Here is a 14513-nt window from a genome sequence, read left to right as displayed (position 1 = left end):
CCTACTCAACTGTGCGGAGGTGGGACGACGAAATCGAATTCTAACGAATGACCGATTTCTGTCCCACTCTCTTTTTTTCGAAAGACCTTCCTTCATTCGGATAAAAATAGTAGAATAGAACAAGTGAATCAACAAGAAAATGGGAGTTGTTATGAATTGGTTTCAATCACAATCCGTGGTCTTACAGGCCTTTCTCGCAGGATTGTTTACATGGGGCTGTACCATTGTCGGGTCCGCCATCGTCTTTTTCTTCAAGCAAATTAGTCGAAAATTACTGGACATCATGATGGGCTTTGCGGCAGGGGTCATGATTGCGGCATCGTTTTGGTCGCTCTTGCAACCCTCGATTGAGCATGCAGAGACGAGCTACGGGAGCTTGGCTTGGTTGCCAGCTGCGATCGGTTTTCTAGCTGGAGGATTTTTCCTCCGCTTGATCGACGCCATCGTCCCTCACCTTCATATGAGTAAGGAGATTGAGGAGGCTGAGAGCATCCATACGCCGCGGGAGAAGAAGTTGTCGAAAACGACCCTCCTCTTTCTCGCCATTACCATCCACAATTTCCCAGAAGGCTTGGCGGTCGGAGTGGCCTTTGGAGCCTTCGCGAGTAATCCTAGTCCAGAAGCCTTTATCGGGGCTATCGGCCTGGCTATTGGGATTGGCTTGCAGAATATCCCAGAAGGAGCTGCCCTTTCGATCCCGATTCGGACCGATGGGAAATCCCGTCTCAATGCCTTTTATTGGGGTTCCATGTCAGCCATCGTGGAGCCAGTAGGAGCTCTGCTAGGAGCAGTAGCGGTCTTATCCATGACGGCTATCCTGCCTTACGCCCTCTCCTTTGCGGCAGGTGCGATGATCTTTGTGGTAGTTGAGGAGTTGATCCCAGATTCACAGACCAATGGCAACACAGACGTGGCAACCCTGGGGCTTATGGTCGGCTTTGTCATTATGATGATCCTAGACGTCGCTTTGGGATAAATGAGATCACCTTGTACCATAGATGCAAGGTGACTTTTTTATATAAACATGATAAAATAAGGGTAATGACTACGTAGAAAGGCCTGTAATTATGAAAGGTATTATTCTAGCTGGTGGCTCTGGAACTCGCTTGTACCCATTGACACGCGCAGCTTCCAAACAATTGATGCCCATCTATGACAAACCAATGATCTACTATCCGCTTTCAACTCTAATGTTGGCGGGGATCAAAGAAATCCTGATCATCTCAACTCCGCAGGATCTTCCTCGTTTTGAAGAGCTTCTTGGAGATGGTTCTGAACTCGGCATTTCTCTCTCTTATGCAGAGCAACCAAGTCCTGATGGCTTGGCCCAAGCCTTCATCATTGGGGAAGACTTTATCGGTGACGATCATGTAGCCCTTATTCTTGGGGACAATATTTTCCATGGGAATGGCTTGACAGCCATGTTGCAACGGGCAGAAGCAAAAGAAAAAGGGGCAACTGTCTTTGGTTACCAAGTCAAAGACCCAGAACGTTTTGGTGTGGTTGAGTTCGATGATGAGATGAATGCCATCTCTATCGAAGAAAAACCAGAACATCCGAAGTCTCACTTTGCGGTGACAGGACTTTACTTCTATGACAATGATGTGGTCGAAATTGCCAAAAACATCAAACCAAGTCCTCGTGGAGAGCTTGAAATCACAGATGTTAACAAGGCTTATTTAGAGCGTGGAGATCTCTCTGTGGAACTCATGGGCCGTGGTTTTGCCTGGTTGGATACTGGAACCCACGAAAGCCTCTTGCAAGCTTCTCAATATATCGAGACCGTTCAACGCTTGCAAAATGTTCAAGTAGCCAATCTTGAAGAAATTGCCTATCGCATGGGCTATATTACCAAAGAACAAGTTCATGAATTGGCGCAACCACTGAAGAAAAACGAATACGGACAATATTTGCTCCGTTTGATTGGAGAAGCTTAATGACAGAACAATTTTTCGGAAAAGAACTAGCAGCACGCAAGATTGAAGCCATTCCAGGTATGTTGGAATTCGATATTCCCGTTCATGGGGACAACCGTGGTTGGTTTAAAGAAAATTTCCAAAAAGAAAAAATGCTTCCTCTTGGCTTCCCTGAAAGTTTCTTTGCAGAAGGTAAGTTGCAAAACAATATTTCATTCTCTCGTAAGAATGTTTTGCGTGGCTTGCATGCAGAGCCCTGGGACAAGTACATCTCTGTAGCAGATGAAGGAAAGGTCCTTGGAACTTGGGTAGACCTTCGGGAAGGCGAGACCTTCGGGAACACTTACCAAACTGTGATCGATGCTTCCAAAGGGATCTTCGTCCCTCGTGGCGTTGCTAATGGATTCCAAGTTTTGACGGATAAAGTAGCTTATACATACTTAGTCAATGACTACTGGGCATTGGAACTCAAGCCAAAATATGCATTTGTTAATTACGCAGACCCAAGCCTAGACATCCAATGGGAAAACTTGGAAGAAGCAGAAGTCTCAGAAGCAGACAAGAATCACCCACTACTCAAAGACGTCAAACCCCTAAAAGCAGAAGATTTGTAAAAATAGCTCTTTAAACAATCAAAGAAAGCATTCTATAGTTTTTAGCTTTGCTATAAACGAGCGAAGCGAGTTATATACTTAGCTTTCCGCCGTGAGAAAAGCACCTGAACTATTTTTGTTTCAGGTGCTCGGAAGTTTTGAGACACTAGGCTCAAAACTTAGTCATGGAACTTCTTCGAAGTTCGCTGACGTCCGTACTCACCTAAGGAAAGCTAAAAAAGATTGATTTAAAGTTTAAAAATAAACTATTATTTTTGGAGAAAAAATGACTGAATACAAACATATCATCGTAACCGGTGGCGCTGGTTTCATCGGTTCAAACTTCGTACACTATGTCTACAACAACCATCCAGACGTGCATGTAACAGTCTTGGACAAACTTACTTATGCTGGGAACCGTGCCAATATCGAAGAAATCCTTGGAGATCGTGTTGAATTGGTTGTGGGTGATATTGCTGACGCTGAATTGGTCGATAAATTGGCTGCTAAGGCTGATGCCATTGTTCACTATGCGGCTGAAAGCCACAATGATAACTCCCTCAAAGATCCATCTCCATTTATCTACACCAACTTTGTTGGAACTTATACACTCTTGGAAGCGGCTCGTAAGTATGATCTTCGTTTCCACCACGTGTCAACAGACGAAGTGTATGGAGACCTTCCATTGCGTGAGGATCTTCCTGGACATGGTGAAGGTCCTGGTGAAAAATTCACTGCGGAAACCAAATACAATCCATCTTCCCCTTATTCATCAACCAAGGCTGCTTCAGACTTGATTGTGAAGGCTTGGGTACGTTCCTTTGGTGTCAAAGCAACGATTTCTAACTGTTCAAACAACTACGGACCATACCAACACATCGAGAAGTTCATCCCACGTCAAATCACCAATATCTTGTCGGGTATCAAGCCAAAACTTTACGGTGAAGGGAAGAACGTCCGTGACTGGATCCACACCAACGACCACTCAACTGGTGTTTGGGCTATTCTTACCAAGGGCCGTATCGGTGAAACTTACTTAATCGGTGCTGACGGTGAAAAGAACAATAAGGAAGTGCTTGAACTCATCCTTGAAAAAATGGGTCAACCAAGAGATGCTTACGACCGTGTAACAGACCGTGCTGGTCACGATTTGCGTTACGCGATTGATTCAACAAAATTGCGTGAAGAATTAGGTTGGGAACCACAATTCACAAACTTCGAAGCAGGTTTGGAAGAAACGATCAAGTGGTACACCGATCACCAAGACTGGTGGAAAGCTGAAAAAGAAGCTGTAGAAGCTAACTACGCGAAAACACAAAAAGTTTTGAAATAAGGAAGAAAGTCCAAGTAGAAAATTTCTTGGACTTTTTCTTTTATTTTCTGAAAATGAGTGAGAGATCTTCCGTGTATGGTATAATAGGATCAGGTTGAAAACATTTATCAATTAGGAGGAATAGATGAATCAAAAAGATTGGGTTGACTATTTTGAAGCACTCCATAACCGGAAGCCGAGTCTACAAGAGTTCCAAGCAGCTCGGGAAGCAGGAGAGTTTCTGGTAGAACGAAAAGAAACAAGACTCGAAGAGCCAGCTACATCCACTACAGTATCACAAGAGAAGGGAGTTCAATTGACCCCTTCAACTCCAAGTGATAAACGGTTTCGTGTGAAATGGAATAAGCAGACAAAATGGGCTTTATCAGGTGTGGGAATACTAGCCGTTATTGTATTGGCTTACTTCTTTTTCTTCCAACCGACTCCAAGTTTGGAAGGAATTTGGGTTGGGCCTGCTGATTCAACAGCAGTAGTTTATGAATTAAATCAAGAAGAGCCACGATCTAATGGTAAGTATAAGATTGAAAAAGTTTATAAGGGGAAGGAAGCGAGCCAAGAGTTTCAGAAAGCTTTAAACCAGTTAAACTACTCCAAGCTGAAGACCTTAGCTGATGTTGATAGAAAATTTGACCTCCACACGAGGGAAGTTGTCATCATTAAAGACGAGCATGGGCTTGTTTATAATCTACTCCAAAGTAATGGGACCAATGTGATTTTAGCCAATGACTTGATGGATTTGGTGACCTATAGTGATCATTCAGAGAGCTTTAAGAAAAATGCTATTTTTCACAAGACAGAAATTCCTAAAGTGCTCCTTGGGAAATGGAAAATTGAGCGTTCTTATGACGATGAAACCAATTACCTTGAATTAAATGCTCGTGGCATTCTTACTTATAGTGAATTTGATAGCAGCGAAGGTACGGCTTTTTATACCCTAGAAGAGCTCCAAAAAATGCCTTCCAGTAAGTTTGATCAAGAAAAGTCAGCTGACAAAGTGAATGAGGTCTTTGAGGATCTTCAAGATGCGGTGGATTCTCAAGATTATCAATTATATAGTATGAAAGACGTCTACAAACAACTAGGATCTGATTTTTATTATGTCCCTGTAAATGGAGGGAAGACAGTCCTTGTTTTCACAGAAGACTATCATTTAGTTGAAAAATTGGAAAAAGTGAAATAAATTAGATGGACCAAAAGGTCCTTTCAGACTGAAGACAAAGTCATCTTAGAAACTTTCCTTAGGTGAGTACGGACGTCAGCGAACTTCAAAGAAGTTCCATGACTAATTATTGAGCCTAGGGTCTCAATAATTCCGAGTGCCTGAACTATTAAGCTTCAGGCACTTTTCTCACAGCGGAAAGTTTCAGTAGATGATTTAATAATTTTAACGAATAAATTTTTTTATTTTATAGAATTTATTAGAGTTGTTAAAAAGAACAGTTGTCTATGCTCTCAAAGGGCCGAAAGGTCCTTTTCTTTTATTTTCTGAAAATCACGAAATTAACCATGGATTTGTGGTATAATATGGTTAGTTTTTAAGATGAATCAATAAGGGGGATATGATGAATCAAAACGATTGGGTTGAATACTTTGAAGCGATCAATGGTCGTAAGCCAAGCATGCAAGAATTTCAAGCAGCGCGTGAAAAAGGGGAGTTTGTCGTAGAGCGAAAAGAAGCGCCGACTTCAGCAACTGAGGCACCAGCTCCGGCAGCTGAAGCGCAGGCTCCTGCTCAAGAAGCACCTGTTGCACCTAGCGCACAAGAGTCTACAGCTTTTGTCCAACCGCAACCATCGGCGAAAGTCTTGCAACCTGTTCCAAGACCAAAAAGATCGACATTGTCTTTCAATAAACCAACAAAGTTCGGTCTTGCAGTCGTTGCTATTGTTACGGCAATCACTCTTGTTTGGATCTTTTTCTTTACAGGTGGACCAAGTCTAGATGGCATTTGGTCAAACATTTCAGATTCGGATGCGATTGTGTATGAAACGAATCAAAAAGGAATGATAAAAGATGGAAATATTAAAATTCAATCATTAACAAAAGGAGATAAAGCTAATAAGGAACTCTCTCAATTTTTAGAAAAAGTGAATAAGTCTGATCTTAATTCACTAAAAGATTTTGATCGTATTTTTAGTTTAAAAACGAAAGAAGTTATTGTTGCTCACAGTGAGAAAAATACCTATTATAATCTTATTCAACAAGATGGAACCATGGTTTCGTTTACGAATGATAGATATAGATTGAGATCTCTATATTTTGAACCAAAGGAATTGAAAAAAGCCATGACTTATCGTAAAGTCGCTATGTCTCAAGCGTTTGTTGGAAAGTGGAATATGTATAATGAAAATAATTCTTATAACGAAACAATTACAATTAGTAAAAATGGTATTTTAACAAGAAGACAATCTGATCCAGAAGTATTTGCAGTTTATTCTCTTGAGGAGGCTGAAAAAGATGAAGCCCTTAAAAATGGAGAAAAATTTAGCGAAGAAAAATTTAAAGAAAAATTCTATGAAATTCAATCAAAATTGGAATCTCAGGGATATCATGTAAATAATCCAAAAGATATTTACAAAAAAGTTGGGGATTATTTTTACTTTCTAGTAACAAATGGTGGAAAAACAATTGTTGTTTTAACCAATCATTTTGATTACAATGGAAAATTAGAAAAAGTGAAATAATGAAAGGACCACAAGGTCCTTTTCTACTCTAAATTTCATCGGAAAAAATGATTCATGTCTAGGTAAAAATATGGTAAAATAGATAAGATGTAGTGGAGAGGTTAGGACCTTTTCAAGCGATTAGAGGTAATGGAGTAGAAAATGCAAAATAGACCTATTATTATTGGTGTTACTGGTGGTTCTGGTGGTGGAAAGACCAGTGTGTCTCGTGCCATTTTGGCTAATTTTCCGAATGAAAAGATTGCTATGATTGAGCATGATTCTTATTACAAGGACCAAAGTCATTTGACCTTTGAGGAGCGGATCAAGACCAACTATGACCATCCTTTTGCCTTTGATACAGATTTGATGATTGCACAGATCAATGAACTGTTAGCAGGTCGCCCGGTGGATATCCCAACCTATGACTATGCTGCGCATACGCGTAGTAATAAGACCTATCGTCAGGAACCGCAGGATGTCTTTATCGTAGAGGGGATTTTGGTCCTTGAAGACAAGCGCCTTCGAGACTTGATGGACATCAAAATTTTCGTTGATACGGATGATGATGTTCGGATCATTCGCCGGATCAAGCGCGATATGGAGGAGCGTGGACGGAGTCTCGATAGCGTCATTGAGCAGTACCTTGGAGTGGTGAAACCCATGTACCATCAGTTCATTGAGCCAACCAAGCGCTATGCGGATGTCATTATCCCGGAAGGTGTCAGCAATACGGTTGCGATTGATTTGATCACAACCAAGATTGAGAAAATCCTCAACGAAGCGCGTGAGGGAAAATAAAAATAGGAGAAAGAGGGCAATCGATCTCCAATCCTATACCAATAGTTGGAATGACGGAATGTCGCAGTAGTTGGTGAGACTCTTCATTCGCGTAAAAGCTCGAAAGAATTCTCAATCAACTTTGTGGGGGTGGTATGAGAAATGTTTATTTAAACATTTTCTACCACTCCTTCTTTTTCCTAGGGAGAAGATAAATGAAAAGGGAGTTTCATTCGCGGACCAAGGCGTTCGCTTGTTTATTGACCATGTGTGCTGGTTTTTCAGATGCTTATACCTTTATCTGTCGGGGTGGAACCTTGGCAGCCGGCCAGACGGGAAATGTGGTCTTTCTATCGGTCGGCTTGATTGGTCATCAGATCTCAGATGTAGAAGTAAAGTTAGCGACCATGCTGGCCTTTATGATGGGAATTTTTTTGATGACGGTTTTGCGTCGCTTGATTGACAATTCAGTCTGGCGCCTCAGTACCTTAGTGCCCTTTATCCTCACAACGTTGATTACGGGATTTCTGCCAGCATCGGTTAAGAATGTCTTTATCGTCCCCTTTTTTGGATTGAGTTTGGGAATCGTAGCGACCTCATTTGGAGAAGTAGATGGCTATGCCTATAATCATTCCTTCATGACGGGAAATCTTAAGAAAACCATGGTGGCTTATGGGAATTTTGTTAGAGACAGGGAGATGAAATTCTTTTGGGAAGCCATCTTTATGACCTGCTTGATCGGGAGTTTCGTCTTTGGGGCCATCTTTTCGACCTACTTGATCCAGTTTTATGGACTAAAGACGATTTGGCTGGTGGCCATCATCTTGACCATTTTTTTAATCTACCGGGCCATTCAATATTTTGAAGTCTTTCACTTCAATCGGCGGCGTGAATAGATAAAATAATTTTTAGAAGAATGAGTTAAATGATTCTGCAAAGAAATAAAACTGAGATTTCATTTTTAAAATGAATCAAGAAAATATTGAAACTTTCCGCCGTGAGAAAAGTTTTAAGATAACTTTATCTATATTCCAGAGGCTGGGACAAAAGTCCTAGCCTATCAATTGTCTTTGAATTGTCGAGCAAGACGCAGTGGTTGAGTGGGCTCTACTGCGCTGATTTCATCAGCTTTTACAGCCCTACTCAACTGTGCGGAGGTGGAACGACGAAATCGAATTCTAACGAATGACCGATTTCTGTCCCACTCTCTTTTCTTTTGCTGTTTGAAGCTTAATTTTTGGGCAAAGATTTGGTATAATGAAAGGTATGAAACATTCGGAAAAAGAATCACAATACCAACTTTTACTGGCACAGTTAGACGCTCTCTTAACAGGAGAAAGCAATGCCTTGGCCAATTTGTCTAATGCCAGTGCTCTCTTAAATCAAGCCCTGCCTCGTTCTGTCTTTGCGGGTTTTTATTTGTATGACCAAACGGAATTAATCTTGGGACCCTTTCAGGGAGGCGTTTCTTGTGTCCACATCGCTCTTGGAAAGGGTGTCTGTGGAGAAGCAGCTCAAAAGCAAGAAACCATGATTGTCGATGATGTGCGCCAACATGCCAACTATATTTCCTGTGATAGCCGTGCCATGAGTGAAATTGTGGTGCCTATGGTCAAGGACGGCCAGCTCCTTGGGGTTTTAGACCTGGACTCAGAATGCGTCTCTGACTATGATCAGCTGGATCAAGAGTATTTGGAAGAGTTTGTCACCATCTTGATCGAAAAGACAAATTGGGACTTTAAGATGTTTGGAGTTAAGAACTAATGTATCAAGCTTTATATCGGAAATACCGTAGCCAGACCTTTGGTCAATTGGTCGGCCAGCAAGTGGTGGCACGGACATTGAGGCAGGCCGTCGAGCAGGATAAGATCAGCCATGCCTATCTCTTTTCTGGACCTCGTGGAACTGGGAAAACGAGTGTGGCCAAGATCTTTGCTAAGGCCATGAACTGTCCCAATCAAGTCAATGGGGAGCCGTGTAACGACTGCTATATCTGTGAATCTATTACCAATGGGAGTCTTGAAGATGTTATCGAGATCGATGCAGCTTCTAACAATGGGGTCGATGAAATTCGCGATATTCGCGACAAGTCGACCTATGCTCCAAGTCTAGCCAAGCACAAAGTCTACATTATCGATGAGGTCCACATGCTCTCGACAGGGGCTTTTAATGCCTTGTTGAAGACGCTGGAAGAGCCGACAGAAAATGTCGTCTTTATCCTCGCAACAACGGAGTTACACAAGATTCCTGCGACCATCCTTTCACGAGTGCAACGTTTTGAATTCAAATCTATCAAACTGCCAGATATCGTTCACCATTTGGAAAGTATCTTAGCTACTGAAGGGATTGCCTATGAAGCAGATGCTGTGCAGATCATCGCCCGGCGAGCTGAAGGTGGGATGCGGGACGCTTTGTCCATTTTGGACCAAGCCCTGAGCCTGACTGCGGGTAGTGAATTGACAACAGCTATTGCAGAAGAGATTACTGGCTCTATTAGCCTAGCTGCGCTCGATCAGTACGTGGCTGCTATCCTGGCTCATGATGCGACAGCTGCGCTGGACCAACTTGCAATTATCTTTGATAATGGCAAGAATATGGCTCGTTTTGTCGCGGACTTACTTCAATACCTGAGAGATCTCTTGATTGTTCAGACAGGTGGAGAAAATACCCATGCTAGTGATTTGTTTGCGGCCAACCTTGCAGCCAATCAAGCTCGTCTCTTTGCTCTGATTGATCAGGCGACGACTAGTCTAGCCGATATCAAAAATAGTTTGCAACCGCGCATTTATACTGAAATGATGACCATTAAATTGGCTGAAAGTACGGCTCAAGCTACTAACTCAGCAGCTGTGGAGGTTCCTTCCAATGTGCTGGCTCAACTGGAAGACTTGAAGAAGGAAGTCGCTCAACTCAAGCAACAGTTAGCGCAAACAGGTAACAGTCTTCCTGCTTCGAAACCAGCGGTAGCTCGTTCAACCAAGTCTAGCAAGGGCTATCGGGCAGATCGAAATAAGGTCAACGCGATTTTACAAGAAGCAGTCGAAAACCCTGAGTTGGCACGAACCAACTTGATCCGTCTTCAGAATGCATGGGGGGAAATTATCGAGAGCTTGGCAGGTGCAGATAAGGCCCTCTTGATCGGATCCCAGCCAGTCGCTGCCAATGAAAATCATGCGATTTTAGCCTTTGAGTCTGCCTTTAATGCTGAACAGACCATGAAGCGGGACAATCTCAATACCATGTTTGGAAATATCCTCAGTAATGCTGCTGGCTTTTCTCCAGAGATTCTAGCGGTTTCTCTAGAGGAGTGGACTCAAATCCGGGCAGAGTTTTCAGCTAAGACGCGTGGACAAAAAGCGGAAGTGGTGGAAGAAGAGGAAAGCATCATCCCTGAGGAATTTACCTTCTTATCCGATAAAATTACTCTTCAAGACGATTAATACATGAATTTTTGACGGATTCATGGTAAAATGAGGTTATGAATAGAAAACAATTTGCAGTGCTAGCAGTCTTTACTGCTATGGAGACTTATTTTTTCAATGAAGCGACCATGGCGGGTCAGATGCTCTTTGCATTCTTTTGGGCCCTCTTGATCTTGCACAATCTCCAAACGGCCTATATGGTGGAGAAAATTGCTAGTGCGATTGAAAAAGAAATGAAGAAGAAAAGAAAATAAAACCTTTGAAAAGAAATCTTTTTTCAAAGGTTTTTTTCTATGGCGATAGATGAAGTAACTCTGAACGACTGCTCAACTTTCCTAGATTTTTCTAGGAAAGTTTTTCTATTTCATAAACATTTCACATTTGTCCTCTATAATGAAAGCAACAAATGATGAAAGCGTCCACATTGCATTACTGTGGACCTTGAAATGGAGGGTAAGATCATGCTCTTACAACAGGCAATCGCCTATATTTCTCGAAAAAGAACGAGGAATCTGGTCCTCTTTCTGATTCTCCTCTTGATCCTCTCTTGCTTGTATTTCTGTTTTTCACTGATGCAAGTGGGAGGAAGGCTGGAGGATCATATCAAGCAGTCGGCTGGGACTAGCTTTGCCCTGACCAGTAAACAGGGGAATACTCCCTTTGCTCTGAAGGAAGCTGAAAAGGTGCAAGAGCTTTCTGGGGTAGGAGGCATGGTTCCTCAATATGAAAGTCCCGTTCGTATTCTTGGGAAAGAAGCGGTGACTGGACAGCAGTCGGTAGAGCGGGATGATCTGGGGCAGGAAGCAAAGCAAGCGCTAGGCGCTGTCTTTACCCAGAAGACAGACCAGCACCTGGATTTCCGCAGTGGCAGTTTCCAACTGGTGCAAGGCAAGCACTTATCCGATAAGGCGCGTGGCCAGATCTTGATCCACCAAGAGTTGGCTAAGAAGAACAAGCTAAAGGTCGGAGATTCCTTGACCTTATCCAGCTTTCAGATGGGAGAGACTTCTGCCAAAGAGCAAACTTTTAAAATCGTAGGGATCTTTTCGGGTAAGAAACAGGAAAAATTCACAGGAATGACTTCTGATCTGAGTGAAAACCAAGTCTACCTTCCTTATGAGGATGCAGCCAAGCTCCTAGGTCTCAGTCAGCAAGCAGTGACCCAGGTCACCTTCGGGGTCAAAGATCCTGAGAAAATCGATGCTCTCTTGAAGCAAGTTAAAAGCTTGGATCTGGATTGGCAGTCTCTCCGTTTGGTCGAAGATCGCAAGGCCTTTGACCAGATGAAAGAATCCTCTCAGACCTTAGAAGGCCTGGTACGGATCATGATGATCGTCCTCCTAGTGACAGGAGCAGGTGCCCTATCGCTCTTACTCAGTCTCTGGACACGGGAGCGGATCCATGAAATCGGGGTGCTCTTATCCATTGGGAAGAGCAAGGGCCGGATCTTTGGACAGTTCCTCTTGGAAGTGGTGCTGGTATCCTTACTAGCGGTGATTCCGGCCTTTCTCATCGGGCGGATGGTCAGTCATCGTTTCTTAGAGCAGTTTGTCGGACAGACCGGTCAACAGCAGACCCTAGACTTGCTTCATCAAATCCCTCAAGGCCTTTCCTTAGGAATCGCCTATGCTAGCCTCTTGTGCTTGATCCTTCTGTCGCTCGGTGCAACCACTAGCTTGATCTGGCGCAAGACCCCAAAAGAAATATTAACAAAAATGAGTTAAGGAGAAATGACACCTATGTTAGAACTCAAACATGTATCCTATAGCTACCAAAGCTACCAAGAAGAGATCTTCTCAGACGTGAACTATCAGTTCAAAAATGGGACATTTTACAGCATTATCGGTCAGTCTGGAGCAGGGAAATCGACCCTCCTCTCCCTCCTGGCTGGTCTGGACAATCCCAAGGAGGGGCAGGTTCTCTTTGATGGGGAGGACATCCAGACCAAAGGGGCTAGCTACCATCGCAAGCACCATGTCTCCCTGGTCTTTCAGAATTACAATCTGATTGACTATTTGACGCCACTTGAAAATGTCCGCCTGGTCAACAAACAAGCTGGGAAAGACATTCTATTGGAATTGGGATTGGATGAAACGCAAATCAAACGCAATGTCCTCCAGCTATCCGGAGGGCAGCAGCAACGGGTGGCGATTGCGCGTGCACTCGTTTCAGAAGCGCCTGTCATCTTGGCAGATGAGCCGACGGGAAACCTAGACGAACAGACAGCAGGTGATATCATTGCCATTTTGAAGAAATTGGCCAAGGAGCGTCAAAAATGTGTCATCGTTGTCACTCACAGCAAGGAAGTGGCAGAGGCCTCTGATGTGGTCTTGGAATTGAGTCGCCGTAGCCTCGTTGAGAAGAGCAAGTAAGGAGGGAATGCTATGTTGCGCAATGCTTTTGCTTATATCACACGTAAATGGCCCAAGTCTCTCTTGCTCTTTGCCATTATTCTCCTCATGGGGACCTTGAGCTTGATAGGACTCTCCATGAAGGGTGCAACCCAAAAAGCTTCATTGGAAAGTCTGGGATCCATCACCAATAGCTTCTCCATGCAGATCAACCGCAGGACCAATCCAGGAACCCCTAGGGGAGCTGGAAATCTCAGAGGAGAAGATATCGAAAAAATCAGCAAGGTAGAGGGGATCATCTCCTCCATCAAGCGGATCAATGCCATCGCAGATATCCTAGACCACGAGATTATTGAGACCGAAGAAACCCTGCAAAATCAATCTCCAGAGCGGGCTAAGCACTTCAAGAATACCTTGATGGTGACAGGGGTCAATGACTCTTCAAAAGAAGATAAGTTTGTCTCTGGAGCCTACAAGCTAGTCCAAGGGGAGCACCTGACGGATAAAGACAAAAACCAAATCCTCATGCACGAAGATTTGGCGAAAAAGAATGGCCTCAAGGTAGGCGATAAGGTGCGCCTCAAGTCCAACCTATACGATGCTGACAATGAAAAAGGAGCTAATGAAACCGTCGAAGTGACCATCAAGGGTCTGTTCTCAGGAAAAAACCAAGCTCCTCTCACTTACGCCCAAGAATTGTATGAAGATACTCTCATTTCTGACTTGGATACAGCTGCCAAACTCTATGGCAATACTGTCCAAACAGCTACCTATGAGGACGCGACCTTCTTTGCAAAAGGGGATCAGGATCTGGATGCCTTGATCGAAAAAATCAAAGCCTTGGATATCCCATGGAATTACTTCGACTTGGTTAAGAGCTCTTCCAACTACCCAGCCTTGCAAAAATCCATCAGCAGTATGTTCCAAGTAGCGGACTACTTGTTTATCGGTAGCCTTATCTTTGCTAGCTTGCTTCTCACCCTTCTCCTTATCTTGTGGCTCAACGCCCGTCGCAGAGAAGTGGGTATCTTGCTGGCTCTAGGGCTTTCTAAGGTACAGATTGCAGGGCAATTTGTGACAGAATTGGTCATGATTGCCATTCCAGCCTTCCTCCTCTCCTATGGAGTCGCAGGTCTTCTTGCCAAAGCAGTAGGAGATACGGTGCTCAAAAACGTCACCAGTGGCATTGCCAAACAAATGGCTCAAGAATCCTCTGCAGCCAACCTTGGTGGAGGAGCTGAGGCGGAAAGCTTCAGTAAGACCCTGACAGACCTCCATATGGACATCCAACCGAGCCAATTGCTAGTAGTTGTCCTTGTCGGTGGCCTCCTCTTAATTCTCGTTTCTATCCTTTCTTCACAATGGCTCTTGCATAAGAAACCAAAGGAACTCTTTGTGGATGTCGAATAAGAGATTGTTTCCTAAAATAGAAATAGGGTATAATAGGAGGTAGAA

14 protein-coding genes are annotated in these 14513 nt (G+C 43.4%); all 14 read left to right on the top strand.

The genetic code is table 11. The features are described from left to right. Positions 1-151 precede the first annotated feature (151 nt). Positions 152-976 (top strand): ZIP family metal transporter, encoded by an 825-nt coding sequence (locus JX304_RS02050; RefSeq protein WP_205011045.1) that lies wholly within the window; start codon positions 152-154, stop codon positions 974-976. Positions 977-1067: 91 nt separating this feature from the next. Beyond that, positions 1068-1937 carry a glucose-1-phosphate thymidylyltransferase RfbA gene (gene rfbA / locus JX304_RS02045; protein ID WP_200773398.1) on the top strand — a complete coding sequence of 290 codons (870 nt, stop codon included), beginning with the start codon at positions 1068-1070 and terminating at the stop codon, positions 1935-1937. Then, positions 1937-2530 (top strand): dTDP-4-dehydrorhamnose 3,5-epimerase family protein, encoded by a 594-nt coding sequence (locus JX304_RS02040; RefSeq protein ID WP_187540573.1) that lies wholly within the window; start codon positions 1937-1939, stop codon positions 2528-2530. Before rfbA ends, JX304_RS02040 begins: the two co-directional genes overlap by 1 nt. Positions 2531-2795: 265 nt before the next feature. Continuing rightward, positions 2796-3842 (top strand): dTDP-glucose 4,6-dehydratase, encoded by a 1047-nt coding sequence (gene rfbB, locus JX304_RS02035; protein WP_205011044.1) that lies wholly within the window; start codon positions 2796-2798, stop codon positions 3840-3842. 124 nt (positions 3843-3966) lie between these two features. Further along, complete coding sequence (locus tag JX304_RS02030) at positions 3967-5022, top strand: hypothetical protein (RefSeq protein ID WP_205011043.1); 1056 nt, start codon at positions 3967-3969, stop codon at positions 5020-5022. A gap of 382 nt (positions 5023-5404) precedes the next feature. Next, positions 5405-6526: a hypothetical protein gene (locus JX304_RS02025; protein ID WP_205011042.1), complete on the top strand. Its 1122-nt coding sequence runs from the start codon at positions 5405-5407 to the stop codon at positions 6524-6526. A gap of 141 nt (positions 6527-6667) precedes the next feature. Further along, positions 6668-7306: a uridine kinase gene (gene udk, locus JX304_RS02020; protein WP_205011041.1), complete on the top strand. Its 639-nt coding sequence runs from the start codon at positions 6668-6670 to the stop codon at positions 7304-7306. 194 nt (positions 7307-7500) lie between these two features. After that, the gene (locus tag JX304_RS02015; RefSeq protein ID WP_205011040.1) at positions 7501-8181 is read left to right on the top strand and encodes a YoaK family protein; all 681 of its coding nucleotides are present in this window, start codon (positions 7501-7503) and stop codon (positions 8179-8181) included. 370 nt (positions 8182-8551) lie between these two features. Next, positions 8552-9049: a GAF domain-containing protein gene (locus JX304_RS02010; protein ID WP_345770905.1), complete on the top strand. Its 498-nt coding sequence runs from the start codon at positions 8552-8554 to the stop codon at positions 9047-9049. Further along, positions 9049-10725, top strand: coding sequence for a DNA polymerase III subunit gamma/tau (gene dnaX, locus JX304_RS02005; protein ID WP_205011038.1), 1677 nt, complete (start codon positions 9049-9051; stop codon positions 10723-10725). The genes JX304_RS02010 and dnaX overlap by 1 nt, the downstream gene beginning before the upstream one ends. A 38-nt stretch (positions 10726-10763) precedes the next feature. Beyond that, positions 10764-10961 (top strand): DUF3272 family protein, encoded by a 198-nt coding sequence (locus JX304_RS02000; protein WP_205011037.1) that lies wholly within the window; start codon positions 10764-10766, stop codon positions 10959-10961. Positions 10962-11168: 207 nt separating this feature from the next. Further along, positions 11169-12431, top strand: coding sequence for an ABC transporter permease (locus JX304_RS01995; protein WP_205011036.1), 1263 nt, complete (start codon positions 11169-11171; stop codon positions 12429-12431). A gap of 6 nt (positions 12432-12437) precedes the next feature. Next, complete coding sequence (locus JX304_RS01990; RefSeq protein WP_205011035.1) at positions 12438-13079, top strand: ABC transporter ATP-binding protein; 642 nt, start codon at positions 12438-12440, stop codon at positions 13077-13079. 12 nt (positions 13080-13091) lie between these two features. Then, positions 13092-14468 (top strand): ABC transporter permease, encoded by a 1377-nt coding sequence (locus JX304_RS01985; protein WP_205011034.1) that lies wholly within the window; start codon positions 13092-13094, stop codon positions 14466-14468. The last annotated feature ends 45 nt before the right edge of the window (positions 14469-14513 follow it).

It is taken from the genome of Streptococcus parasanguinis (assembly GCF_901875555.1).
GTDB lineage: Bacteria > Bacillota > Bacilli > Lactobacillales > Streptococcaceae > Streptococcus > Streptococcus parasanguinis_H.
This window is presented reverse-complemented; position numbering and strand designations above follow the sequence as displayed.